We start from the raw sequence: 25,309 nt of genomic DNA, 5'->3' as shown, positions 1-25,309 counted from the left end.
TGCGTGCGTGGAGCGCCCCTCTCAGATGCCCTCGGACCGGGACCGCGTCAGGGCTTGAGGACGAGGGTGTCGCTCGTGCTGCCGTCGACGGCCTTCGCCGAGTAGGCCCAGTCGAGCAGTTCGCCCTTGGCCCACTTGCCCGTCTGGTCGGTGTAGTGGGCGCTGAAGGCGTGCCCGGAGGCGCCGGTGAGGTTGATCCACTTCGACTTGTCGAGGTCGGCGAGGTTGACCACCATCCGCATCGACGGCACCCATACGACGTCGTAGCCGCCTGCGGCGTTCCAGCCCGCCGCGTTGACCGCGGCCTCGCCGCCGCTGAGCTCCCACGGGCCGCGGTTGAGCACGTACCGCAGGAAGCCGGGGCCGCTGGTGCCGAGGGTCTGGTTCTCCAGGAACAGGCGGTGCAGCCGGCCCCAGCTCCAGGTGTCGACGTCCTTGCCGAGCTTGGCGGTCAGCTCCCAGCGCGCGTCGATCATGGCGCGCTCGAACAGCTTGTCGCGGTTGTGGTCGGCGCCGGGGCGCCTGCCGTTCTCGGGGGTCGTCCACCAGTCGCTGCCGGGCTTGTCCATCAGGTTGCGCACGACCTCGAACCAGCGGTCGCCGCCGTCCGGCTGGGCCTGGTCGGGGTCGCGCTGGCCGCACTCGCGGACCTTGCCGGTGGCGTCGACGGGCCCGGTGTTGTTGACCGGGTCGACCCACAGGCACTGTCCCTCGACGCGCAGTTCCTTGGGCAGCTTGTTGCCGAAGGCCAGTTTCAGGATGTTGCGCCAGACCGCGTTGAAGTAGGCCGCGGCGGCCGAGTCGGCGTCCTGGGTGTAGTCCCAGCCCTGGAGCAGGTCCTGCGCCTGGCGGACGTCCGCGTCCTTGAGGTTCAGCTTGAGCAGGGTGGGCACGAGCAGCCGGGCGATCTGGCTGTCGCTGTCCGTCTGCATCTGGCGCATGTCGTCGGTGGAGACCTTGCCGCCGCCCTCGATCTTCTGCTTGATCAGATCGCTGATGCGCTGGCTGCGGGTGCCGTAGCCCCAGTCCGTGGTGAGCGTGTAGGGGTACTTGTCCTGATCGACGACGGCCTGGTTGGCGGTGACGATGTAGCCGCGCTCGGGGTCGAACTCGTAGGGCAGCTTGTCGAAGTCGATGTAGCCCGTCCACCGGTACTTCGGGTCCCAGCCCGGAGCGGGGACCGAACCCTTGTGGTTCTTCGCGCGCGTGGGGATCTTCCCGGGCAGCTGGTAGCCGATGTGGTTGTCGGTGTCCGCGTAGACCAGGTTCTGCGAGGGGACGTCGAAGAGCTTGGCCGCGGCGCGGAAGTCGTCCCATCCGGCCGCCTTGTTCATGGCGAACACGGCGTCCATGGAGGTGCCCGGCTCCAGAGCGGTCCACTTCAGGGCGACGGCGTAGCCGTCCCCGCGGTCGGGCGCCTGGGTGTCGACGCCGGCCTTCTGGCCGACCTTCACCAGTTCGTTGCTGCGGTCGGACAGCAGGGGCATGCCGTCGGCGGTCTGCCGGACGACGATCTTCTTGCCTGCGCCGCCGGCGACCTGGATGGTCTCCTCGCGCGTGGTGAACGGCTTCACCTTGCCGTCGTAGAGGTAACCGTCGCCGGTGAGCTTCTCCAGGTAGAGGTCGGTGACGTCGACCCCGGAGTTGGTCATGCCCCAGCTGATCTTCTGGTTGTGCCCGATGACCACACCGGGCATTCCGGCGAAGGTGTAACCCGAGACGTCGTACTGGCAGGTGCTGGAGACGGCGCGGCAGTGCAGGCCCATCTGGTACCAGACGGAGGGCAGCGAGGCCGACAGGTGCGGGTCGTTGGCGAGCAGGGGCTTGCCGGTGATGGTGTGCGACCCGGCGACGACCCAGGAGTTGGAGCCGATGCCGTTGCCGTTCACGCCGACGGCGGTGGGCAGGTCGTCGAGCACGCCGTACAGGCCGCCGAGCTGGCTCTGCAGCGCGGAGCTCTCGGTGCCGGCGCCTGAACCGATGCCTGAACCGCTGCCGCCCGATCCGGTGCCGCTGGAGCCGCTCGACGAGGTGCCGGAGCCGCTCGAGTCGCTGGAGCCGCTGGACGATCCGCCGTCCTTTTCGAACGCCCCGGTCGACTCGTCGTACCCGCCCTCCTGGACGATCGCCTGGTTGCGGTCGTAGGGGTAGCCCGGGTACAGGTCCGCGATCTGCTGGGGGCCGAGGCGGCTGGTCATCAGGGCGCGGTCGATCTCGTCCTGCATGTTGCCGCGCAGGTCCCAGGCCATCGCCTTCAGCCAGGCGAGGGAGTCGACGGGCGTCCACTCCGCGGGCTTGTAGTCGTTGGTGAACCCGAGGGCGGCATACTCCAGCGAGATGTCCTCGCCGTCCTTGCCCTTCAGGTACGCGTTGACACCCTTGGCATACGCCTGGAGGTACTTCTTGGTGGCCGCCGACAGCTTGGTGTCGTACTCCTTCTTGGCGACGCGGTCCCATCCCAGGGTGCGCAGGAACTCGTCGTTGTCCACCTGGCTCTTGCCGAACATCTCCGACAGGCGCCCGGAGGTCATGTGCCGGCGGACGTCCATCTCGTAGAAGCGGTCCTGCGCCTGGACGTAGCCCTGCGCCATGAACAGGTCCTGGTCGGAGGAGGCGTAGATCTGCGGGATGCCGTAGCCGTCGCGCTTCACGTCGACCGGGCCGGACAGGCCCTCCAGCGTGGCCGACCCCTCCGTCTGCGGGAAGGAGGCCCGCACGGTGCTGATCGACCAGTAGGCGCCGTAGGCGATGCCGCCGATGATGGCCAGCACCAGTACAAGCACGATAAGACGGGCTTTGCGCCCCTTCTTCCTGCCGGACTTGCCGGGCTTGTCACCCGTTGTGGCGGTGGTGTTGGGGGGCATCGCTGTCCTTGCTGTCCTAACGCGAGCGGCAGGGCGGGCTGTCCTTTTGAATGAGCGCTGGAGCAACCATAGGCGCAGGGGTCCGCGGCACTTGACGCGGAGTCGGCAACCAGCCCGGAAGGACGTTCGATCCTGCCCGAGCGAACGTCAAGAAATCGTCAAGAGTTAGGTAAGGTAATGAAGTAGTTGGACGCGCGGCACATCGCCCTCGTGTCCGATGTACGTGTGCACCCGCGCGCGCGTCGCGTGCGCCAGGAAAGGGAACCGCCGCTGACTGTCCACCACCTCAACCAGCTCCTGCTCGTCTGCTCGCTCGTCCTGCTCGTCGCCGTCGCAGCGGTCCGGATCTCCTCGCGCAGCGGGCTCCCCAGCCTGCTCGTGTACCTGGGCATCGGCGTCCTCATGGGCCAGGACGGCATCGGCGACATCCACTTCGACAACGCCGAGCTCACCCAGGTCATCGGCTACGCGGCCCTGGTCGTGATCCTGGCCGAGGGCGGCCTCGGCACGAAGTGGAACGAGATCAGACCCGCTCTTCCGGCCGCCACCGCGCTGGCCCTGGGCGGCGTCGCGGTGAGCGTCGGGGTGACGGCGGCGGGCGCGCACTACCTGGTGGGGCTGGAGTGGCGGCAGGCGCTCATCATCGGGGCGGTGGTGTCCTCGACCGACGCGGCGGCGGTGTTCTCCGTGCTGCGCAGGATCCCCCTCCCCGCGCGCGTGACGGGCACGATGGAGGCCGAGTCCGGCTTCAACGACGCACCCGTGGTCATCCTGGTCGTCGCCTTCTCCACCGCGGGGCCCGTCGAACACTGGTACATGCTGATCGGCGAGATACTCCTTGAGCTGGCCATCGGCGCCGCCATCGGCATAGCGGTGGGCTTCCTGGGCTCCTGGGGACTGCGACACGTCGCCCTGCCCGCCTCCGGCCTCTACCCGATCGCCGTCATGGCCATCGCCGTCGTGGCCTACGCGGCGGGCGCCATCGCGCACGGCAGTGGCTTCCTCGCCGTCTACCTCGCCGCGATGGTCATGGGCAACGCCAAGCTGCCGCACTGGCCGGCCACGCGCGGGTTCGCCGACGGGCTCGGCTGGATCGCCCAGATCGGCATGTTCGTCCTGCTCGGCCTGCTGGTCACGCCGCACGAGCTGGGCGACGACGTGGTGCCCGCGCTCGTCATCGGCCTGGTGCTGACCATGGTGGCCCGCCCGCTCGGCGTCGTGGCCTGTCTGACGCCGTTCCGGGTGCCCTGGCAGGAGCAGGCGCTGATGTCCTGGGCGGGACTGCGCGGCGCGGTGCCCATCATCCTGGCGACGATCCCGATGGTGCAGGGCGTGGAGGCCAGCCGGCGCATCTTCAACATCGTCTTCGTGCTGGTCGTCGTCTACACCCTGGTGCAGGGGCCGACGCTGCCCTGGCTGGCCCGCAAGCTGCGCCTCGGCCAGGGCGCCGAGGCCGCCGACCTCGGCGTCGAGTCGGCGCCCCTGGAGCGGCTGCGCGGCCATCTGCTGTCCGTCGCCATCCCCGAGGGCTCCAAGATGCACGGCGTCGAGGTGCACGAGCTGCGGCTGCCCTCGGGGGCCGCCGTCACCCTCGTCGTGCGCGACGGGACGTCGTTCGTGCCGCTGCCGACGACGGTCCTGCGGCGCGGCGACGAACTCCTCGTCGTGGCCACCGACCCGGTCCGGGACGCCGCCGAGCGCCGGCTGCGCGCCGTGGGCCGCGGCGGCAAGCTGGCCGGCTGGCTGGGCACCGACGGGGGCGCGGAAGGTGACGGACGGGACGCGCGAGGCAGGCGTTAACGGCCGGTTTCAGCACGTTCACACCGCTCCGGATCGAAAGGCGGGGGCGGTCAGGGTGCTCACTTTCACAGGCCTTACGGCGCGTGATCCCTGTATCATGAAGGCGCACCTTGATCGAACCAACTCTGCCTGACGCAGAGCTGGCGCGACCGTATGGCGGCCGGGACGCCCTCCGCAGTGAGCGCCGGTATCTACCGCGTACGCGCAAGAGGACAGCTCTCGGCGCCCCGCAGCTCCACCGGGTCGCGCTACCAGGCGGCAGAAAGGCACGGGCCGTGGCATCCACGGTCACCTCCGAGCCGTCGAAGGACTCGTCGGCCGCCCCCCGCCCCGGATACGGGTCACTGCTGCGCACCCGCGGCGCATGGACGTTCCTGCTGCCGGGCTTCGCGGCGCGCCAGCCCTTCGCGATGCTCACCCTGTCCATCGTGCTGCTCGTGCAGCACACCACCGGCTCCTACGGCGCCGCCGGCGCCGCCGCGGCCGTCACCGGCGTCTCCATGGCCCTCTTCGCGCCCTACAGCGGACGCCTCGCCGACCGCCACGGCCAGCGCGCGGTCCTCGTCCCCGGGGTGATCCTGCACGCCGTGGCCGCCCTGACGCTCACGGCGCTGGCCCTGGCCGACGCGCCCCTGTGGGCGCTGTTCGCGGCGGCCGTGCCCACCGGCGCGTCGGTCCCGCAGGTCGGGCCCATGGTGCGGGCCCGCTGGGGCGTGAAGCTGAAGGGCTCGCCCCTGATGAGCACCGCGGCGGCCTTCGAGTCCGTCACGGACGAGCTGACCTTCGTCGTCGGCCCGCTGCTGGCCACCGCGCTGTGCACCGCCGTGAACCCGGCCGCCGGCCTGGTCACCGAGGCCTCGCTGACCCTGGTGGGCGGACTGCTGTTCGCCGCGCAGAAGAGCACCCAGCCGTCCGTCGCCGACGGCGGCCACGCGCGCGTGCAGCACGCCTCCGCCCTGAGCGTCCCCGGCGTGCGCGTGCTGATCGTGACCTTCCTGGGGATCGGGTCCGTCTTCGGCGGCATGCAGGTGTCGCTGGCCGCGTACTCCGAGTCGATCGGCGAGCCCGGCCTGAACGGCATCCTGTACGGCACGTTCGCCGCCGGCAACATGCTCTCCGGCCTGGTCTGCGGCGCCATCGCCTGGAAGGCCGCCCCGCAGCACCGCCTCGTCGTCGCGTACGCGGCGCTGGCGCTGACGGCCTCCGGCCTGTGGGCCGCGCACTCGGTGCTCGTGCTGGCCGGCCTCGGCCTCCTGGTCGGCATGTGTATCGCTCCCGCGCTGATCACCGGCTACACACTGGTCGACGGCCTGGTGCCGGCCGGGGCCCGCACCGAGGCGTTCACCTGGCTGACCGGTGCGGTGGCACTGGGCCAGGCGGCGGCGGTCACGGTCGCCGGCCAGCTGGAGGACCGACTCCGCACGGGCGCCGGGTTCCTGGTGCCGCTGGGCGGCACGCTGCTGGCCCTCGCGGTGCTGCTGGCGCTGCGGTCACGGCTGGTGGGGAGTCCGCGCGAGCGTACGGTCGCACGTGGCGTGGGTCACCGCGTGCCGGTGACAGTGGACTGATCCCCGGGAATGCGTCACTATGGATCGTCGTTAGCACTCATCGAGTGAGAGTGCCAGGAGGAAGACAGTGCCGACCTACCAGTACCAGTGCACCGAGTGCGGCGAGGGCCTCGAGGCGGTGCAGAAGTTCACCGACGACGCTCTGACCGAGTGCCCGAGCTGCGGTGGCCGCCTCAAGAAGGTGTTCTCCGCCGTCGGCATCGTCTTCAAGGGCTCCGGCTTCTACCGCAACGACAGCCGCGGCTCCTCGTCGAGCAGCTCCCCGGCGTCGTCCAAGTCGTCGACGTCCTCGGACTCGTCTTCGTCCTCCTCGTCGTCGTCCTCGGCGTCGACGTCCTCGGACTCGAAGCCGTCCGGCGCGAGCACGTCCGCCGGCTCCTCCGCCGCCTGAGGACCCGCACAGCCCGCTTCCAGGACCCTGTCGTCGTACGACACGACGACGGGGTCTTCGGCGTCCGCCGAGACGGTGAGGCCGGGGCGGGGACGTCGGCTGACAGGTCTGGCCCCGGAGCGGGGGACGTCGGCTGACAGGTCGGTCCCCGGAGCGGGGACGGCCGGTGTTCGATTCCGGCTAGTGTGCTGGTCATGGCGAACGCAGAGATCGGCGTCATCGGCGGTTCGGGTTTCTACTCGTTCCTGGACGACGTGACCGAGATTCAGGTGGACACCCCCTACGGGCCGCCCAGCGACTCCCTCTTCCTCGGCGAGATCGCCGGCCGGCGGGTCGCCTTCCTGCCCCGGCACGGACGCGGCCACCATCTGCCGCCCCACCGGATCAACTACCGGGCGAACCTGTGGGCACTGCGCTCGGTCGGCGCGCGCCAGATCCTCGGGCCGTGCGCCGTGGGCGGTCTGCGCCCCGAGTACGGGCCCGGCACGCTGCTCGTGCCGGACCAGTTGGTCGACCGCACGAAGTCCCGGGCGGGAACCTACTTCGACGGGCTGCCACTGCCGGGCGGCGCGATCCCGAACGTGGTGCACGTGTCGCTGGCAGACCCCTACTGCCCCGCCGGGCGCGCGGCGGCGCTGAAGGCCGCGCGCGGCCGGGAGTGGGAGCCGGTGGACGGCGGGACGCTCGTCGTGATCGAGGGACCGCGCTTCTCGACCCGCGCCGAATCGCTGTGGCACCAGGCGCAGGGCTGGTCGGTGGTCGGCATGACGGGCCACCCCGAAGCGGCGCTCGCCCGTGAACTGGAGCTGTGCTACACGTCGTTGAACCTGGTCACCGACCTGGACGCGGGCGCGGAGAGCGGCGAGGGGGTCTCGCACGAGGAGGTCCTCCAGGTGTTCGCGGCGAACGTGGACCGGCTGCGTGGCGTGCTGTTCGACGCGGTGGCGGCGCTGCCGGCCGACGGCGAGCGGGACTGTCTGTGCACGACGGCGCTGGGCGGGATGGATCCGGGGTTCGAGCTGCCGTAGGTCGTCCGTGCGGGGTTCTCGCACGGGGTGCGGGGGCTGGCGCTCGGGGTGCGGGAAGTTACCGCACGGGGTGCGGGGGCCGGCGCACAGGGTACGGAAGCGGAAGTCACCGTTCGGGTGTGGGAGTTGTCCACAACCCTTCGGTCGTCCACGGGCTTCGGCGGGCGGCGGTGCGATGGCCGATCGTGGTCTCGCAGGCCGATTCCTCGTCGCTGGTGGTGATCCCGTGTTCTTCGCTCCTTCTCTCCCTGTGTCCGAAACTCCGAACGCATCCCCGTGCGCGTCTCCGTCCGCCCCCGGCGCGCTTCCGCCGGGTCCGGAGGCTCCCGCGCCGTGCGGGGTGCCGCAGTTCCCTCCCGTGCGGGTGCGCGGTGGGCGGTATCAGGCGCGCCGGCTGGCGCGCGGCCGCAGGCGGGCCCTGGCGCTGGGACTGGCGGTCACCGCGGCCGCGCTGGTGGCGGCGGGGCCGGGTGACGCGGACGGGGCCCGCGGGCATCCCGACGACAGCCCGAGCACCGGCGCCCTCGCGCCGACCGGCGAACCGGTACGCCGTCCGCCTCCCCCCGAGACGGTGGCGGCGCCGGTGCGGATCTCCGACGCGGCGACAGTACGGCTGCTGCGGCCCGGCGACCGGGTCGACGTCATCGCCGCCGAGGAGACTGCGGGAGGCGGCCGGGCCCGGGTGGTGGCCCGCCGGGCGCGGGTGACGAAGGTGCCGGAACTCCTGGAGGGGCCGGCCGACGACGGTGCGCTCGTCGTGCTGTCGGTGCCGCGGACCACGGCGGTGCGCCTGGCGGGCGCGAGCGCGACGGCGCGGCTGGCGGTGACGCTGTGGTGAAGCTTGTGGTGCGTTTTGTGCGCGGTTCGGTGTCGGAGGCCTCGCCGGCCGCCCCGGGCTGGACACGCCCGCCTCGCCCTGACGTAGGTTGCGGAGCTGTTCGTTCCACGACCTGTGCAGACGAGGAGTGTCCCCGAGGTGAGCGAGAACAAGAAGGAGCCGAGCGTCCTGCAGGGCTTCAAGGCCTTCCTGATGCGTGGGAACGTCGTGGATCTGGCTGTCGCGGTGGTGATCGGCGCGGCCTTCACGAACATCGTCAACTCGGTGGTGAAGGGCATCATCAACCCGCTGGTCGGCGCGATCGGCACCCAGAACCTGGACCACTACAGCTCGTGCCTGAGCGCGAGCTGCCAGGGCGAGGAGGGCATCCAGATCCTCTGGGGCTCGGTCCTCGGAGCGACGCTCAGCTTCGTGATCACCGCGGCGGTGGTCTACTTCCTGATGGTGCTGCCCATGGCCAAGTACCTGGCGCGGATGGAAGCCCGCAGGAAGGCGAAGGAGAGCACCCACGAGGTCATCGAGGTGACCGAGCTGGAGGTCCTCAAGGAGATCCGCGACGCGCTGGTCGCCCAGCAGCAGCATGGCGGGCAGCAGGGCCCCGGTTACGGCGGGCGCTGAACCGGCGGGGCGGCGGCCCCGGGGGTGCGGCGGCGGCCCTGGACGGCGTCGCCTCGCGTCCGGCCGCGCCGGCGCCTGTTCAGAGGTGGTGGGGCGGCTTCTCGTCGAGGAAGCGCCTGAGGTCGGCCGCACTGTCGCCGCCGGCGCCCGGGCGCTCACCCCACCCGCGGTCCGTGTCGTCCGAGGACTGCTGGTCCAGCGGGTCGTCGAAGATCAGCGCGGGCTTGGGCTGCTCGCGCGGTTCGGGGGCCGAGGGGGTGGTCATAGGTCCAGGGTACGGCCCGGCACCGGACCGGCCGTGCCGTCGTCGACCGGCCGAAGCGGGAGCCGAGGTCGCAGCCGCGGCACGATCCGGAGCCCCGCCCGGAGCCACAGGGGGAGCCGAAGCCGCTCCCGCAGCCGGAGTGGCAACGGCAACCGCGTCCCCAGCCCCAGCCGCCCGCCACAGTTGCGGCGGCGTGCGTACCACCGCCGGCGGAGGGGGACGCGCGAGACTGGCCGGCATGACAGTTGACGCTCTGACGGATGTCGCCGGTGTGCGGGTGGGCCATGCCACGCGGGCCGGCGAGGGTTGGCTCACCGGTGTGACGGTCGTCCTCGCGCCGGAGGGCGGGGCCGTGGCGGCCGTGGACGTGCGCGGCGGTGGTCCGGGCACGAAGGAGACCGACGCCCTGGATCCGCGCAACCTGGTGCAGCGGGTGGAGGCGGTCGTCCTGACCGGCGGCAGCGCCTACGGGCTCGACGCGGCGTCCGGGGTGATGGCCTGGCTGGAGGAGCGGGGGCGCGGGGTGTCCGTCGGTCCGGAGCCCACCCACGTGGTGCCGGTGGTGCCCGCCGCCTGTGTCTTCGACCTGGGGCGCGGCGGCGACTTCCGGGCCCGTCCGGACGCGGCCGCCGGCCGGGCGGCGGTGGAGGCGGCCGCGGCGACCGGGCCGGGCGAGCCGGTGCCGCAGGGCTGCGTCGGCGCGGGGACCGGTGCGGTGGTCGGACCGTTGAAGGGCGGGGTCGGCAGCGCGAGCGTGGTGCTCGGCTCGGGGATCACGGTGGCCGCGCTGGTGGTGGCCAACGCGGTGGGCTCGGTGCTGGATCCGGAGACGGGGGTGTTGTACGGGGAGTTGTTCCAGGGGCGGGTGGAGTATCCGCGGGACGGTGTGCGGGACGCGGCGCGCCGGCGTCTGGCCGAGTCGGCGGCGCGCAACGCTCCGCCGCCGCTGAACACGACGCTGGCCGTGGTCGCCACCGACGCGGACCTGACGAAGGCGCAGGCGCAGAAGCTGGCGGGTACGGCGCACGACGGCATCGCGCGGGCGGTGCGGCCGGTGCATCTGCTCAACGACGGGGACACCGTGTTCACGCTGGCGACGGGCGCGCGTCCGCTCACCGCGGGGGGCCCGTCCGCCGCCGGGGATCCGCTCGCGTTGAACGAGCTGCTCGCGGCGGGCGCGGACATGGTGACGCGCGCGATCGTGCGGGCGGTGCGGGCAGCGGAACCGGTGGAGGGAGCGGGTGGGGCGTGGCCGTCGTACACGGAGCTGTACGGCGGCGACGAGGGCAACAACGGCCACGACGGCTGACGGATCCGCCCAACGCGCCCTGCGCGAAAGGTGATTGTCCCGGTTCTGTCACGCGACGGCGTCAACGGCGTCCGGCGGGGAACCCCGTCGTACGCCGGGGTCCTCTACTCCCGCGTAAGGGAGCGGATCTCGCACATCGCATGAAGCTGGAGCAGCCCGTGACAACGCCGGACATAGCAGCGCGGCGCGTACTGGGGGCGTGTGCCGCCCTCGTGGTCGGCGCCCTGACCCTCACCGCCTGCGGTGGCAGCGCCAAGGCCGACAACGACGGCGCAGGGGGCAAGGGCGGCAAGGACTCCGCCAGGACGGCGACCGCGAAGATAGCCATCTCGGCCGCGGACGGCTCGACGGGCGCGTCGATCAACTCGACGGGGGTGACGGTGAGCGGCGGGGAACTCACCGCCGTGAAGATGACGGTGGCGGGGTCGGGGAAGGCGGTCGAGGGTTCGCTGTCGGCCGACGGCAGGAGCTGGAAGCCGAAGGAGCAGCTGGAGCGGGGGACGGAGTACGAGATAGCGGCGACCGCGAAGGACGCGAACGGCCGGACGGTGAATGCCGGTTCGTCCTTCACCACGGTCACCGCGGCCGGCAGCTTCATCGGGACGTACACGCCGGACGGCGGGTCGACGGTCGGCGTGGGGATGCCGGTGTCGTTCACGTTCGACAAGACGATCACCGACAAGAAGGCCGTGCAGTCCCACATCACGGTGACCTCCAGCAGCGGGCAGAAGGTGGTCGGGCACTGGTTCGGGTCGCGGCGGCTCGACTTCCGGCCGCAGGAGTACTGGAAGGCCGGCTCCAAGGTCACGATGAAGATCGACCTGGACGGGGTGCAGGGCGCGAACGGCGTCCGCGGGGTGCAGAAGAAGACGGTCAGCTTCACCGTCGGGCGTTCCCAGGTGTCCACGGTGGACGTGAACACGCAGACGATGACGGTCGTGCGGGACGGGAAGACGCTGAAGTCGGTGCCGGTGTCGACGGGCAGCGCGGAGTTCACCACGTACAACGGGCAGATGGTGATCTCGGAGAAGTTCACTCAGCTCCACATGGACAGCAGGACGGTCGACCTCGCCAACGCCTACGACATCCCGGACGTGCCGCACGCGATGCGGCTGACCACGTCGGGCACGTTCGTCCACGGGAACTACTGGTACAAGGGTGAGCCGCCGTTCGGCCGGGTGGGCACCAGCCACGGCTGCGTGGGGCTGCGGGACGTGCGGGGCGCGCAGGGCGACACGCCCGCCAAGTGGTTCTACGACAACTCGATCGTCGGGGACGTGCTGATCGTCGAGAACTCCCCCGACAAGCCGGTGGCCCCGGACAACGGGCTGAACGGCTGGAACATGGAGTGGAGCGAGTGGACGGCCGGCAGCGCGGTCTGACACGGCGAGGCGCCGGGCCGCGCGCCCGGGACCCGTACGCATGGGGCCGCGTGCATGGGGTCGTGCGCCGGGCCGCGCGCCCGGACCGCCGGGCGGCGCGGGCGGCCGTTCCGGTGGAACGGGGCCCTGACCGGCGGTTTCTGACGGATCGTCGGGCCGGGCGGGAACATCTCGCGCGGCCCCGACGTTTTCCCGACGGACGTTTTCTCGGTTCCTGGACATGATGTCCGGCCGAGGGGCTACGGTATGCACCCACAAGGTGACATGCAGCGACGCCGGGAGAGACCTTGAGCGTTCCGTACGAGACGGAAGCGCACGGACCAGCAGAGTCGCCCGAGACTCCGGAGGAGCATCTCGCGCGGCTCCTCGGCCGTGCCCTGAACTCGTTCGAGCTGCCCGACGACACGATCAGGCGGCTCGACTGCGCACTGGCGCATGACAGCTCGCTGCACTCCGCGCACCACAGCGCGGGGCTGCACCGCGAGACCTACCGGCACACCTGGCTGCTGGCCGACGGCTGTGCGCTCACGCTGTGGGAGCTCGTGCACAACCCCCAGCCGGGCAGCGAGCCGCAGCACGAGGTGTACGTGGACGAGGAGGAGCTGCGCGCCGCCACCGCCCGGCTGCCGCTGCCGCCGGACACGCCGGACTTCGAGCTGCCGGTGCTGGTGCAGCTGGCGCCGGTGCCCGCGCCGCGCCATGTGTACGCGCCGGACGACTCGGCCGACCACGCGCGCCGGCTGCTGCGCCGTGCGGAGAACGCCGACCGGCCCGGCCCGGACACGGCGACGCTGCTGACGACCGCGTTCGCGCACCAGATCACTCAGGCGTTCGGCCGCCCGTGCCGTGCCGGGCGCATCGGCCTGGGCTTCGCGCTGTACGAGCACGCGTTCCTGCTGCGCGACGGCCAGGAGATCTCCCTGTGGGAGGTCGAGCACACGGCGACGCCCGACGGGCGGCACATGTGCGAGGTGTATCCGTCGGAGGCGGCGGCCCGTGAGGCGATGGAGCGGCGGGCGGCGCAGGTCTCCTGAGCGCCGCCCGCGTGAGCCGTCCGCCCGGCGGCCGGCTCAGCCGTCGGCGTCGGTGAGCCGTCGTACCAGATCGGCGAAGGCGGCCTGTTCGGCCCGGGTCAGTTCGGCGGTCTCCAGGTGGGGGCGTTCCTGGCGCTGGCGCGGCAGGCCCGGGAGCGAGGGAAGGTCCTGCGGCGCGGCGGGGTCCGCGGGGCGGGCGGCCGCGCCGCGGCGCCATCCTTCGGAGTTGAGGCGCAGACTGTCCGCCCTGGAGGTGCGCACGCGACGGGCGCGCCCGTCGGGGCGGCCCGGTCGCGCACGCTCTGAGCGCCGTACGCGCCGCCCTCCCGTCCCGCCGCCGCCCGCGCCCGTCGGGTCGCTTCCCGTCGCGCGTTCGCCCGTACCAGCGGGGTCGCTCGCGCCCGTGCGGTCGTCGCCTTCCCTGCGGTCGCCTCGGCTCGTCCCGTCCGCCCCGGCGGAGCCTCGTGCGGCCGAGCCGGGGCGGCCTCGGCGCAGGAGGCGGAAGAGGACGCACAGCCAGGCGGCGAGGGCGAGGGCCAGGGCGGCCGCGCTCGCCGTCTGGTGGATCGAGAGGGCCTCAGGCATGCGCACAGTACACAGCAAGATCCGGGATTCGGTATCGAATCGTGATGCATCTCGCAGGCGGTGCGGTGGACGCCGTGCGCCCCCGCTGGTCGGACGGAAGCGGCCGGTCGCGTCCCTCCCTCGTGGGGCGGGCCGCGACCGGCCGTTCGTGTCAGCCGAGTGGCCGGTACCGCCAGCCGCGGCTCACGCCGCGACCGGCTGCTTCTGCTGCGTGGCCGAGGTGGCCGCGCCGGCACCCTGACCTGCGGCGGAGGCGTCGGGGGCCGTCTTGCGCAGACCCTTGAGGACGACGACCAGTGCGGTCGTGACGCACACGCCGGCGGCGATGGCGACCAGGTAGAGGACCGCGTTGCCGATCAGCGGGACCACGAAGATGCCGCCGTGCGGGGCGCGCAGCGTCGCACCGAAGGCCATCGACAGGGCGCCGGTCACCGCGCCGCCCGCCATCGAGGCGGGGATGACGCGCAGCGGGTCGGCCGCGGCGAACGGGATCGCGCCCTCGGAGATGAAGGAGGCGCCGAGGACCCAGGCGGCCTTGCCGTTCTCGCGCTCGGTCGGGGTGAAGAGCTTGCCGCGCACGGTGGTGGCCAGGGCCATCGCCAGCGGCGGGACCATGCCGGCCGCCATGACCGCGGCCATGATCTTCATCGCCGAGTCGCTGGGGTTCTGGACAGCGATGCCGGCCGTGGCGAAGGCGTACGCGACCTTGTTGACGGGGCCGCCGAGGTCGAAGCACATCATCAGGCCGAGCAGGATGCCGAGCAGGATGGCGTTGGAGCCGGACAGTCCGGCGAGCCAGTCCGTCATGGCCTTCTGCGCCTCGGCGATGGGCTTGCCGACCACGACGAACATCAGGAAGCCGACGATCATCGAGGAGATCAGCGGGATCACCACCACCGGCATGATGCCGCGCAGCACCGGCGGGATCTTGATCCGCTGGATGCCGAGGACCACGCCACCGGCCAGCAGACCGGCGACCAGGCCGCCGAGGAAGCCCGCGGCGATGGTGGAGGAGATCATTCCGCCGACGAAGCCGGGCACGAGACCGGGCCGGTCCGCCATGCCGTACGCGATGTATCCGGCGAGGACGGGGATGAGGAAGTTGAAGGCGACGCCGCCGATCTGGAACATCAGGGCGGCCCAGCTGTCGACCTGGGTCCAGGAGAAGTGTTCCGTGACCGCGGGAGCCTTGCTGATCTCCCAGCCGCCGATCGCGAACCCGAGGGCGATCAGCAGACCGCCCGCGGCGACGAACGGGACCATGTAGCTGACGCCCGTCATCAGCCACTTGCGGAGCTTGGTGCCGTAGCCGTCGCCGGCCTCCCCGGCCCGCTCGACCGGCGTGCCGCCGCCGGCGGAGGCGCTGACCTCGCCGCGCTCGGCCTTGCCGCGGACCTCGGAGATCAGTTCGGCCGGGCGGTTGATGCCCGCCTTCACGCCGACGTCCACAGTGGGCTTGCCGGCGAAACGGTCCTTCTCACGTACGGGCACGTCGTGGGCGAAGATCACGCCGTCCGCGGCGGCGATGACGGCCGGGTCGAGCCGGGTGAAGCCGGCCGAGCCCTGCGTCTCGACGACCAGCTCGACGCCCGCCTCACGGCCGGCGTTCTCCAGCGACTCGGCCGCCATGTAGGTGTGCGCGATACCGGTGGGACAGGAGGTGACGGCGACGACGCGGAAGGGGCGCTCGGCGGGGGTCTCGTCGGGAGTGCCGCCCGTAGCCGGCGTGGGCGTGGTGTTGCCCGTCGTGGTGCTGCCCGCCGTGGCGTCGGCGGAGGCCGCCGCCGACGCCACGGCGGCGTCCTGGGTGTGCTCACCGGCGTTGCCGGTGGCGTCGGCCGCGGTGTCCGGGGCCGCCGCGGTGTCCGTGCCGGCCGCCGGCTCTTCGCCGCGGATCAGCGCGGCGGCGGCGCCCGCGTCCCGCACCGACCGCAGTGCGGAGGTGAAGTCGGCGTTCATCAGCTGACGGGCCAGGGAGGACAGGATCGTCAGATGGGCGTCGTCGGCGCCGGCCGGGGCGGCGATCAGGAAGATCAGGTCGGCGGGGCCGTCGGGCGCGCCGAAGTCGATGCCGTCGGCGGCCCGCCCGAAGGCGAGCGTCGGCTCGGTGACGTGGACGCTGCGGCAGTGCGGGATGCCGATGCCGCCGTCGAGGCCGGTCGGCATCTGCGCCTCGCGGGCGGCGACGTCGGCGAGGAAGCCGTCCAGGTCGGTCACCCGGCCCTGGGCCACCATGCGCTCGGCGAGGGATCGCGCCGCCGCTTCCTTGGTATCGGCGGACAGGTCGAGGTCGACCAGGTCCGCGGTGATCATGTCACTCATCGCGGGCTCCTTCGCACGCGTATCGCCCGGGGCGTGGGGTGGGCGGGGGTGGGGACGGGGACGGAGATGGGGGAGAGGGAGGCGGTGGAGGCGGGGCGGGGGACCCCTCGCCTCGGCGGTGTCACACGGCGGCTCAGGTCGCCTCGCGACCCGTTGCCCTGCTGCCCGCCAGGAGCGGCGAGTAACACATCCGCTCGCCACCCCTGCCCGGGGCGTGCGACGAGGGGCACGGCCGTGCTCTGCGGTGCGGTCATGACACCGGCTCCTTCAGTTCGCGGTCCGTCGGGAGGTCCGCCGTGACCGTCACCGCCGCCGGGTCCAGATCGGCCGGGGTCGGCATCACGCTGCCGGGGAGCTGTACCGCGGCCGCGCCGTGCGCGACGGCGGAGGCGAGGGCCTGCGGGCCGCTGCCGCCGGCGATGAGGAAGCCGGCGAGCGAGGAGTCGCCGGCGCCCACGTTGCTGCGTACGACGTCCACTCGCGCGGAGGCGAACCAGGCGCCCCCGTCCTCGACCAGCAGCTGCCCGTCGGCGCCCAGGCTCGCGAGCACCGCGCGCGCCCCCATCTGCCGCAGTTCCTCCGCCGCCTTCACGGCGTCGCCCACCGTCGCCAGCGGCCGCCCGACGGCCTCCGCGAGCTCCTCGGCGTTCGGCTTCACCACGTCGGGCCGCTCACGCAACGCCTCCAGGAGGGCGCGCCCCGAGGTGTCCAGCGCGATCCGCGCTCCCCCGGCGTGCGCCCGCGCGACGACATCGGCGTACCACGAGGGCGCGAGGCCCCGGGGAAGGCTGCCACAGCAGGCGATCCAGTCGGCGTCGCGGGACTGCTCGCGCACCGTCTCCAGGAGCAGTTCCTGCTCGGCGGCGCTCAGCTCCGGGCCGGGCGCGTTGATCTTCGTGAGCACCCCGTCGGACTCGGCGAGCGCGATGTTGGAGCGGGTGGCCCCGGCGACGGGCACCGGTGCGACCTCGATGCCCTGCGCGTCGAGCAGGTCGGCGACGAGCGCGCCCGGTGCGCCGCCCAGGGGCAGGACGGCGACCGTGCGCCGTCCGGCGGCGGTCACGGCGCGCGAGACGTTGACGCCCTTGCCACCGGGGTCCATGCGTTCGCCGGTGGCGCGGATGACCTCGCCGCGCTCCAGCGACGGGACCTCGTAGGTGCGGTCGAGGGACGGGTTGGGGGTGACGGTGAGGATCATGCGCGCACTACTTCCGTGCCGCCGCGCTCGATGGCGGCGGCGTCGTCGGGGCTCAGCCCGCTGTCGGTGATCAGCAGGTCCACGTCGCTCAGGTCGCCGAAGCGCGCGAAGTGCTCCTGGCCGTGCTTTGCGGAGTCGGCCAGCAGCACCACCCGGCGGGCCGCCGCCATCGCCGCGCTCTTGACGGCGGCCTCGGCGAGGTCGGGCGTGGTCAGACCGTGCTCGGCGGAGAAGCCGTTGGCGGCCACGAACAGGACGTCGGCGCGGATCTCGCCGTACGCGCGCAGCGCCCAGGCGTCCACGGCTGCGCGCGTACGGTGCCGTACGCGCCCCCCGACCAGGTGGAGCTGCATGCCCGGGTGGTCCGCGAGGCGGGCCGCGATGGGCAGGGAGTGCGTGACGGCGATGAGCGAGGCCTCCAGGGGGAGGGCGGCGGCCAGGCGGGCGATCGTCGTGCCGGCGTCGAGGATCATCGTGCCCTCGGACGGCAGCTCGGACAGGGCCGCCTTGGCGATGCGGTCCTTCTCGTCGGCGGAGGTGCTCTCGCGCTCGGCGAGGTCCGGCTCGAAGTCGAGGCGTCCGACGGGTATGGCGCCGCCGTGGACGCGGCGGACGAGGCCGGCGCGGTCGAGGGCCTTCAGATCGCGGCGGATGGTCTCCGCGGTGACCTGGAACTCCTCGGCGAGCGACACGACGTCCACACGGCCGCCGTCACGGGCGAGCCTCAGGATCGCCTGCTGACGCTCCGGTGCGTACATGTCCGCTTCGCCTCCGAGTCATGCCCGAACGTGTGGTTTCTATAGCGAGGCTACGCCCGGCTTTCCCGAAAGTAAACAGGTTCGGGCCCGAATCGGGCATGAACGGACTTCGCTCGGCCGCCGTCGCAGGGTCGGGCACACGCCGAAGGGCCCGGCGTCCATCGCCGGGCCCTTCCTCGGAGACCTCGTTGTCGGGACCTCGTCCTCGCGACCTCGTTCAGCCGACGAGTTCGGACGCCGTCTTCTGCCCGGGCAGCTTCCTCGCGTCGGCAGGCTCCCCGGCCGCCTGCTGGTCGGCGCCCTCTCCCCCGCCCGCCGTGTCCGCGCCTTCCACGTGCTGCGCGGGCCGCTTCGGCAGGGCGAACATCAGCAGGAAGATCGCGCCCATCACCGCGGCCACCCAGCCCAGCGCGTACTGGAAGGCGTCCGCGAACTCCGGGCCCACCTGGGCCGGCGTCAGCCGCTCGCCGATCCGGCCGAAGAAGACCACCGCCACCAGGCCCAGACCGAGCGCGTTGCCCATCTGCTGCACGGTGTTGATCAGCCCGGAAGCCGACCCGGCGTGCTCGCGCGGCACGCCGGACAGCACCGCGTCCGTCAGCGGCGCGACGATCAGGCCCATGCCGACGCCCATCACCACCAGCGGCGGTGCCATCTGCCAGGACGTGATGCCGAGGCCGTACCGCGCGGACTCCCAGATGTAGAGCAGGACGCCGAGAGCCAGGGTCAGCGCGCCCGCCTGAAGCACCCTGCGGCCGAAGCGCGGGACCAGCTTCTGCACGGACAGACCGGCGGCCGTCGAGACGGCGAGGGAGAACGGGACACCGGTCAGACCGGCGTGCAGCGGGGTCCAGCCGAGCCCCTCCTGCATGTACAGCGTCCACACCAGGAAGAAGATGCCGAGGGCGATGCCGAAGACGAGCTGGACCGCGATGCCGGCGGCGAAGCTCTTCACCCGGAACAGGGAGAGCTCGATCAGCGGAGAGCCGTCCCGCGCGCCCTTGCGCCGCTCGTACGCGACCAGCGCCCCGAAGACGACGAGCGAACCGGCCATCGAGACGTGCCCCCACAGCGGCCAGCCCAACTCGCGGCCGCGGGTGAGCGGGTAGAGCAGCATCAGCAGACCCAGCGTCACCAGGGCGACGCCGACGAGGTCGAGCTTGAGCGCCCTGGGCGCACGGGACTCGGTGATGAAGCGGCTGCCGAGGATCAGACCCGCGACGCCCACGGGGAGGTTGATGAGGAAGATGGGCCGCCAGCCCAGCCCGAACAGGTTCCACTCCGTCAGGAGCGCGCCCAGCAGCGGCCCGGAGACCGCGCCGAGCCCCACGATCGCGCCGAACAGCCCGAACACCTTGCCCCGCTCGTGCGCCGGGAAGGTCGCGTGCACGATCGACAGCACCTGCGGGACCATCAGCGCCGCCATGGCTCCCTGGAGGATGCGGGAGGCGACGAGCATCTCCGGGTTCACGGCGAATCCGCACAGCGCGGAGGCGAGGGTGAATCCGCCGATGCCGACGAGGAAGAGCCGCTTGCGGCCGTGGATGTCACCGAGACGACCGCCGGTGACGAGACCGGCGGCGAACGCGAGCGCGTAGCCGGCGGTGATCCACTGGATCTGGCTCCAGGAGGCGCCGGCCTCCTGCCGGATGGACGGGATGGCGATGTTGACGATCGTGACGTCGACGAGGTCCATGAAGGCCGCGGTCATCACGATCGCGAGGGCGAACCAGCGGCGGCGGTCCCCGGCGCTCGGGGGTGTGGACGTCGGCGGTGTCTCGGTGGAAGTCATGCCCCGAAGACTAGGAGCCGAGTAGGTCAGATCATGTCCTAGTGGTGCGGCATCCTCGAAGGCATGACGACGGACACTCCGGCACGGCTGCTGCAGCTCCTCTCTCTCCTCCAGACGCCCCGCGAATGGCCCGGCGGCGAGCTCGCCGACCGGCTCGGGGTGTCCCGGCGCACGGTCCGGCGCGACATCGACCGGCTGCGCGAACTGGGCTACCCGGTCCAGGCCACGATGGGGTCGGACGGCGGGTACCGGCTGGTCGCCGGAAAGGCCATGCCGCCGCTCGTCCTCGACGACGAGGAGGCGGTGGCGATAGCGGTCGGCCTGCGGGCCGGCGCCGGGCACGCGCTGGAGGGCGTGGACGAGGCCTCGGTGCGGGCCCTTGCCAAGCTGGAGCAGGTGCTGCCGGCCCGCCTCCGCCACCGCGTCTCCACTCTGCAGGCCGCGACCACCCCGCTGACCAGCGGCGACGGCGCGAGCATCGCCCCCGAGACGCTGACCGTGATGGCGTCCACAGTGGCCGGTCATGAGCGGCTGCGGTTCGCCTACCGGGCGAAGGACGGCACGCAGTCCCGCCGTCTGACCGAGCCGTACCGGCTGGTGTCGACCGGTCGGCGGTGGTACCTGGTGGCCTACGACCTCGAACGGGAGGACTGGCGGACCTTCCGTGTCGACCGCGTGCGCGACCCCTTCGCCACCGGCGCCCGCTTCGCCCCCCGGGAACTGCCGACGGGGGACGCGGCGGAGTACCTGCGCCGGTCGATCCACCGCCGCCCGGACACCCGTGAGTACGCGTACGACGTCACGTTCGCGGAGCCGGCCGAGTTCGTCACCGCCCGGCTGCCCGCCTGGCTCACCTCGGGCTCCGAAACCGGCGAAGGTTCAGAGGACGGGACCATGAGCGGCTGCCGGCTGCGTGGGGTGACCAGTGACCCGGTGGAATGGGTGGCGATGCGCCTGGCCCTGGTCGGCTGCGAGTTCACCGTTCACGGGCCGGGTGAACTGGTCGAGTGCGTGAGGGAGTTGGGCGGGAGACTGAGCAGGGCGGGGGCGGGTTCGCAGGAGTAGGGCTACTCCCAGCCGGTCCCGCGGAGCTTCTCCAGGTTGCGCAGGGCCAGTTCGGCCGGGCCCTGCGGGCCGGTCGGCGGCTGGTCGCCCCGGGACCAGCTCTCGACGGCCACCCTCACCGCGGCGTCGGCGACCGCCGCGGTGAACCGTTCGTCGGCGGTCAGGCCGGTGACGTCGTCGTGCTCCGGGGCGCCCGCGCGCCGCTCCCGCAGGATCCGCGCGAGCGTCTCCTCCGAGGTGTGGCAGACCTCGGCCCAGACCTTGCCCAGGGCAGGACTGCTCGCGGCGAGGCGGATCAGGGTGCGGGCCCATTCCCAGGCCGCGGCCGACACCCCCTCGCCGGGGGTGAGGGTGTGCCGCACCGCGTGTTCCAGCGCCTGCGGCAGGGGCAGTTCGCGCGGGGCGTCGCGCACCGCGTCGGCCCAGCGCCGGGCGCCCTCCGCGTAGAGGGGCGCGACGGCTTCCTCCTTGGTGGCGAAGTACCGGTAGAAGGTGCGGGGAGCGATGCCCGCGGCGCCGGCGATGTCCTCGGCCCGGGTGGCTTTGAGGCCGCGGCTCACGAAGAGGCGGGCGGCCGCCCGCGCGATCTCCATCCGTGTCTCCGCTTTGCGTCGCTCGGTCAGCGAGGCCGATGCCGGGACCGGAGCGGGGGTGGAACTGGTCACAGTTGCAGGCTATGCCCCTGTGACACAATCTGCCATTCAGGCGGGCCACCCCGGGGTTCAGGTACGGGGTGACCCGCCGTTCCGCATGTCCGGGCGCGGGCGGGAAGCCTGGCGCACGTGACCGGCGTGAGAAGAAGGCCGGGCCCGGCGCCTTGGGGGGGAAGGCGCCGAGGCCCGGCCTGGGGCAGTCCCGCCGCCGGGGGGGGTGCGTCGGGACGTGGTCCGGGGGTTCCTGCGCATGGCATGCGAAGCGGACGCTCGGCGCGAAGCCGAGGTGCGACGCGGGCCACGTGGTCGTACGGCTTCGGGGTCCGGTGGGTCCGAACTCCCGTGCCTGGAATTCTTGTTCCCCCGGTGTCACCGGTTAAGCGGCGTTGTATCGCCATGTTGGCGCGGACTTCGGCCACCGTGCGCGCGAGGCGGCTCACTCAGCCCGTCCACGCGGCGGCCCGGCGCCGCCCGCGAGGGGCGGCGCACAGCGGGGTCTCCACGGCGCCTTGAGGACGGCACCGGTCTCTTCGGCTACGCCGCCGCCTCGAACCCGGTGGACCGGGCCAGCTTCTTCAGCTCCAGCAGGGCGTGCTTCTCGATCTGGCGGATGCGCTCACGGGTCAGGCCGTGCTGCTTGCCGACCTCCGTCAGGGTGCGCTCCCGGCCGTCCTCGATGCCGTAGCGCATCTTGATGATGGAGGCCGTGCGCGGGTCGAGGCGGTCGATCAGGCCGTCGAGCTCCTCGCTGCGCAGCAGCGTCAGAACGGACTGCTCCGGCGAGACCGCGGAGGTGTCCTCCAGCAGGTCGCCGAACTGCGTCTCGCCCTCGTCGTCCACCGACATGTTCAGCGAGACCGGGTCACGGGCCCAGTCGAGCACGTCGATGACGCGCTCCGGCGTGGAGCCCAGCTCCTCGGCGATCTCCACGGGCTCCGGGTCACGGCCGTTCTCCCGGTTGAACTCGCGCTGGACGCGGCGGATGCGGCCCAGTTCCTCCACCAGGTGGACGGGCAGCCGGATCGTGCGCGACTGGTCCGCTATCGAGCGCGTGATCGCCTGGCGGATCCACCAGGTCGCGTACGTGGAGAACTTGAAGCCCTTGCGGTAGTCGAACTTCTCGACCGCGCGCACCAGCCCGGCGTTGCCCTCCTGGATCAGGTCGAGCAGGGGCAGGCCGCTGCGCGGGTAGCGGCGGGCGACCGCGACGACCAGGCGCAGGTTGGAACGGATGAAGACGTCCTTGGCGCGCTCCCCGTCGGCGACGAGGGCTTCGAGCTCCTCACGGGAGGCGTCCGCCTTGGAGTCCTCGTACCCGTCGAGGACCTGTCGCGCGAACACACCCGCTTCGATGATCTGCGACAGCTCGACTTCCTTGGCGGCGTCGAGCAGTGGTGTGCGCGCGATCTCGTCGAGGTACATGCCGACCAGATCGCGGTCGGCGAGCTCCCCGCCGTGGACGCGAACACTGCTTGCCGCGCCGGTCTCGCCGGTGGCGGACTGACGACGGGCGACGGCACGGGTTGCCATGCGTGCTCCCTTGCGATGGTGGGTCAGCGGGTGGTCCGTAGACGCTCGGCACTCTTCTCGTGTGCCCGGCATCCGATGGAAACAACGACTGGAATCAGGACAGAATTCCCAACCCGACCCACGAATTTTCTGATCATGCAGTACCCTGTCCGGCCACCCAGGGAGGCGAGAGGATGTCGGACCGTACAGAGGTGCAGGTCAGACCGGGAGTCGAGGCGGACCTCGAAGCCCTCACGGAGCTCTACAACCACTACGTACGTGAGACGCCCATCACATTCGACACGGTGGCCTTCACGGTGGAGGAGCGCCGCCCTTGGCTGCTCTCCCACCCTGAAGACGGGCCGTACCGCCTGATGGTTGCCGTGGACGCCGGTTCACAGGAGATTCTGGGATACGCCACCTCCAGCCCCCACCGCCCGAAGGCCGCCTACTCGACGTCGGTGGAGGTGACGGTCTACGTGGCCGCGGGCGCCGGCCGCCGCGGTGTCGGCACCCTGCTCTACGAGGCGCTCTTCGAGGCGCTGGCCGGCGAGGACCTGCACCGCGCGTACGCGGGCATCGCGCTGCCCAACGAGGCGTCCACCCGTCTGCACGAACGCTTCGGGTTCCGCTACATCGGCACCTACCGGGAGATCGGCCGCAAGTTCGGCAGGTACTGGGACGTGGCCTGGTACGAGAAGGAGCTGTGAGGGCACGGGGCGGCCAGGCGGGGCGGCGCGGGCAGGCGCGGCGTCCCTGCGCGCGCTCAGCCGAACTGCACCGACCGCTTGGCCAGGCCCAGCCAGAAGCCGTCGATCACCGACCGCTGCTCCCCCAGCTCGCCGAACGCGTCCGCGGCGCCCATCGTCACGAACAGCGGTGCGAAGTGCTCGGTGCGCGGGTGGGCGAGCAGGCCCGCCGGTGACTTGCGGGTGAAGTCGAGGAGCGCGTCGACGTCGCCAGCGTCGAGCGCCCGCCGCCCCCAGTCGTCGAACTCGGTCGACCAGCCGGGCACGCCGCCGGCGTGGCGCAGCGCGGCGAGGTTGTGGGTGAAGAAGCCGGAGCCGACGATCAGGACGCCCTCGTCGCGCAGGGGCGCGAGCCGGCGTCCGATCTCCATCAGCCGCACCGGGTCGAGGGTCGGCATGGAGATCTGCAGCACGGGGATGTCCGCGTCCGGGAACATCTCGACGAGCGGGACGTACGCACCGTGGTCGAGGCCGCGGTCGGGGATGTCCTGGACGGGCATACCGGGGGCGCGCAGCAGCTTGCGCACGCTCTCGGCGAGCTCCGGTGCGCCGGGGGCGCCGTAGGTCACCTGGTAGTAGTGCTCGGGGAAGCCCCAGAAGTCGTAGACCAGAGGGACGGTCTCCACGGCGCCGAGGGCGAGCGGGGCCTCCTCCCAGTGGGCGGAGACCATGAGGATCGCCCTGGGCCGGGGCAGGCCGGCGGACCAGGCGGCGAGCTGGCCGGGCCAGACCGGATCGTCCGCGAGGGGCGGGGCGCCGTGGCTGAGGTACAGGGCGGGCATGCGCTCCCACTCGTGCGGGACGGCGCGTTCCTGAGCGGCGGGGGCGGACATGGCGTGACTCCCTCCGAGGGCCGGACCCTCGACAGCTTTGCTTGAAGAATAAACTTCATCTCCATCTCACTGTACGCACCACTTGTTTAAGTTTCAAGGACGAAACCCGTACAGTGGGGTACATGAAGACGGCTGCCGCACCCGCTGAAGAGCCCCAGTGGCTCACCGCAGAGGAGCAGCGCATCTGGCGCTCCTACCTGCACGCCACGTACCTCCTCGAAGACCACATGGACCGCCAGCTCCAACGGGACGCGGGGATGCCGCACGTCTACTACGGGCTCCTCGTCAAACTCGCCGAGGCCCCGCGCCGGCGGCTGCGCATGACCGAGCTGGCCATGCAGGCGAAGATCACCCGGTCCCGTCTCTCCCACGCCGTCGCCCGCCTGGAGAAGAACGGCTGGGTGCGCCGCGAGGACTGTCCCTCGGACAAGCGCGGCCAGTTCGCGGTGCTGACCGAGCAGGGACTGGAGATGCTGAAGAGCGCCGCGCCGGGCCATGTGAACGCCGTACGCAACGCGCTCTTCGACCGGCTCACCCCGGAACAGCAGAAGTCCCTCGGCGAGATCATGGAGATCATCGCCGAGGGACTGCAGCCCAACGAGGCGGGGGCGGACCTGCCCTGGCTGAGGTGAGGCTCCGCCGGGGCGCGGGTGCCGGTGGGCGGGCGCCCTTCCGAACGCGCCGGTCGGCGGGAAGCCCCCCCTAGTGCCGTGACCGGAAAGGTTTGCCGGGAAGCTCGCGGGCGTCG

The 25,309-nt window shown here is 72.0% G+C and carries 22 protein-coding genes; 12 read left to right on the top strand and 10 right to left on the bottom strand.

Annotation, left to right across the window (positions count from 1 at the left end; all coding sequences use genetic code 11):
* Positions 1-47: 47 nt before the first annotated feature.
* Entirely contained in the window at positions 48-2,864 is a 2,817-nt protein-coding gene (locus EV567_RS20855) for a penicillin acylase family protein (protein WP_130442290.1), read from the bottom strand.
* A gap of 210 nt (positions 2,865-3,074) precedes the next feature.
* Between EV567_RS20855 and EV567_RS20850 the strand changes: the two genes are divergently transcribed.
* The 6 genes from EV567_RS20850 to mscL all read left to right on the top strand — a co-directional run bounded on the left by EV567_RS20850 (position 3,075) and on the right by mscL (position 9,107).
* Positions 3,075-4,664 carry a potassium/proton antiporter gene (locus EV567_RS20850; RefSeq protein WP_242620933.1) on the top strand — a complete coding sequence of 530 codons (1,590 nt, stop codon included), beginning with the start codon at positions 3,075-3,077 and terminating at the stop codon, positions 4,662-4,664.
* Between the two features lie 275 nt (positions 4,665-4,939).
* Positions 4,940-6,232, top strand: a complete 1,293-nt coding sequence (locus tag EV567_RS20840; protein WP_130442288.1) for an MFS transporter — start codon at positions 4,940-4,942, stop codon at positions 6,230-6,232.
* Between the two features lie 67 nt (positions 6,233-6,299).
* The gene (locus EV567_RS20835; RefSeq protein ID WP_130442286.1) at positions 6,300-6,623 is read left to right on the top strand and encodes an FmdB family zinc ribbon protein; all 324 of its coding nucleotides are present in this window, start codon (positions 6,300-6,302) and stop codon (positions 6,621-6,623) included.
* A 194-nt stretch (positions 6,624-6,817) separates the two neighbouring features.
* Positions 6,818-7,651 carry an S-methyl-5'-thioadenosine phosphorylase gene (locus EV567_RS20830; RefSeq protein WP_130442284.1) on the top strand — a complete coding sequence of 278 codons (834 nt, stop codon included), beginning with the start codon at positions 6,818-6,820 and terminating at the stop codon, positions 7,649-7,651.
* Positions 7,652-8,015: 364 nt separating this feature from the next.
* On the top strand, positions 8,016-8,489 hold the full coding sequence (locus EV567_RS20825; protein WP_407071608.1) for a hypothetical protein: 474 nt from the start codon (positions 8,016-8,018) through the stop codon (positions 8,487-8,489).
* A 138-nt stretch (positions 8,490-8,627) separates the two neighbouring features.
* Complete coding sequence (mscL, locus tag EV567_RS20820; RefSeq protein WP_130442280.1) at positions 8,628-9,107, top strand: large conductance mechanosensitive channel protein MscL; 480 nt, start codon at positions 8,628-8,630, stop codon at positions 9,105-9,107.
* Positions 9,108-9,186: 79 nt separating this feature from the next.
* On the opposite strand, the gene EV567_RS20815 is transcribed toward mscL, so the two are convergent.
* Positions 9,187-9,372, bottom strand: a complete 186-nt coding sequence (locus EV567_RS20815; protein ID WP_130442278.1) for a hypothetical protein — start codon at positions 9,370-9,372, stop codon at positions 9,187-9,189.
* Between the two features lie 238 nt (positions 9,373-9,610).
* Here EV567_RS20815 and EV567_RS20810 point away from each other — a divergent pair, with 238 nt between their 5' ends.
* The 3 genes from EV567_RS20810 to EV567_RS20800 all read left to right on the top strand — a co-directional run bounded on the left by EV567_RS20810 (position 9,611) and on the right by EV567_RS20800 (position 13,097).
* Positions 9,611-10,681 carry a P1 family peptidase gene (locus EV567_RS20810; RefSeq protein WP_130442276.1) on the top strand — a complete coding sequence of 357 codons (1,071 nt, stop codon included), beginning with the start codon at positions 9,611-9,613 and terminating at the stop codon, positions 10,679-10,681.
* A gap of 158 nt (positions 10,682-10,839) precedes the next feature.
* Positions 10,840-12,063: an Ig-like domain-containing protein gene (locus tag EV567_RS20805; RefSeq protein ID WP_130442274.1), complete on the top strand. Its 1,224-nt coding sequence runs from the start codon at positions 10,840-10,842 to the stop codon at positions 12,061-12,063.
* A gap of 287 nt (positions 12,064-12,350) precedes the next feature.
* A complete protein-coding gene (locus tag EV567_RS20800) occupies positions 12,351-13,097 on the top strand; it encodes a DUF6227 family protein (protein ID WP_130442272.1) in 747 nt (248 codons plus the stop codon).
* A 36-nt stretch (positions 13,098-13,133) separates the two neighbouring features.
* On the opposite strand, the gene EV567_RS20795 is transcribed toward EV567_RS20800, so the two are convergent.
* The 5 genes from EV567_RS20795 to EV567_RS20775 all read right to left on the bottom strand — a co-directional run bounded on the left by EV567_RS20795 (position 13,134) and on the right by EV567_RS20775 (position 19,752).
* Positions 13,134-13,682 (bottom strand): hypothetical protein, encoded by a 549-nt coding sequence (locus EV567_RS20795; RefSeq protein WP_130442270.1) that lies wholly within the window; start codon positions 13,680-13,682, stop codon positions 13,134-13,136.
* Positions 13,683-13,865: 183 nt separating this feature from the next.
* Positions 13,866-16,004: a fructose-specific PTS transporter subunit EIIC gene (locus EV567_RS20790; RefSeq protein WP_130442268.1), complete on the bottom strand. Its 2,139-nt coding sequence runs from the start codon at positions 16,002-16,004 to the stop codon at positions 13,866-13,868.
* Between the two features lie 250 nt (positions 16,005-16,254).
* Positions 16,255-17,202 carry a 1-phosphofructokinase gene (gene pfkB, locus EV567_RS20785; RefSeq protein ID WP_130442266.1) on the bottom strand — a complete coding sequence of 316 codons (948 nt, stop codon included), beginning with the start codon at positions 17,200-17,202 and terminating at the stop codon, positions 16,255-16,257.
* Positions 17,199-17,960: a DeoR/GlpR family DNA-binding transcription regulator gene (locus EV567_RS20780; protein ID WP_130442264.1), complete on the bottom strand. Its 762-nt coding sequence runs from the start codon at positions 17,958-17,960 to the stop codon at positions 17,199-17,201. Before EV567_RS20780 ends, pfkB begins: the two co-directional genes overlap by 4 nt.
* Before the next feature lie 217 nt (positions 17,961-18,177).
* The gene (locus tag EV567_RS20775; RefSeq protein WP_130442262.1) at positions 18,178-19,752 is read right to left on the bottom strand and encodes an MFS transporter; all 1,575 of its coding nucleotides are present in this window, start codon (positions 19,750-19,752) and stop codon (positions 18,178-18,180) included.
* Positions 19,753-19,815: 63 nt separating this feature from the next.
* Here EV567_RS20775 and EV567_RS20770 point away from each other — a divergent pair, with 63 nt between their 5' ends.
* Positions 19,816-20,817: a YafY family protein gene (locus EV567_RS20770; protein ID WP_130442260.1), complete on the top strand. Its 1,002-nt coding sequence runs from the start codon at positions 19,816-19,818 to the stop codon at positions 20,815-20,817.
* A 2-nt stretch (positions 20,818-20,819) separates the two neighbouring features.
* Here the strand turns inward: EV567_RS20770 and EV567_RS20765 are convergent, their stop codons facing one another.
* On the bottom strand, positions 20,820-21,410 hold the full coding sequence (locus tag EV567_RS20765; RefSeq protein WP_130442648.1) for a TetR family transcriptional regulator: 591 nt from the start codon (positions 21,408-21,410) through the stop codon (positions 20,820-20,822).
* Between the two features lie 594 nt (positions 21,411-22,004).
* Entirely contained in the window at positions 22,005-23,000 is a 996-nt protein-coding gene (locus tag EV567_RS20760; RefSeq protein ID WP_130442258.1) for an RNA polymerase sigma factor RpoD/SigA, read from the bottom strand.
* A 173-nt stretch (positions 23,001-23,173) separates the two neighbouring features.
* Between EV567_RS20760 and EV567_RS20755 the strand changes: the two genes are divergently transcribed.
* A complete protein-coding gene (locus EV567_RS20755) occupies positions 23,174-23,689 on the top strand; it encodes a GNAT family N-acetyltransferase (RefSeq protein ID WP_130442256.1) in 516 nt (171 codons plus the stop codon).
* A gap of 56 nt (positions 23,690-23,745) precedes the next feature.
* Here EV567_RS20755 and EV567_RS20750 read toward each other — a convergent pair whose 3' ends face one another.
* Positions 23,746-24,510: a dioxygenase gene (locus tag EV567_RS20750; RefSeq protein ID WP_130442646.1), complete on the bottom strand. Its 765-nt coding sequence runs from the start codon at positions 24,508-24,510 to the stop codon at positions 23,746-23,748.
* 173 nt (positions 24,511-24,683) lie between these two features.
* On the opposite strand from EV567_RS20750, the gene EV567_RS20745 reads away from it, so the two are divergent.
* Entirely contained in the window at positions 24,684-25,193 is a 510-nt protein-coding gene (locus EV567_RS20745; protein ID WP_130442254.1) for a MarR family winged helix-turn-helix transcriptional regulator, read from the top strand.
* Positions 25,194-25,309 lie beyond the last annotated feature (116 nt).

This window comes from Streptomyces sp. BK239, from assembly GCF_004217285.1.
Classification (GTDB): Bacteria; Actinomycetota; Actinomycetes; order Streptomycetales; family Streptomycetaceae; genus Streptomyces.
Note: the sequence above shows the minus strand (reverse complement) of the source record. Positions and strands in the feature narration are given on the sequence as shown.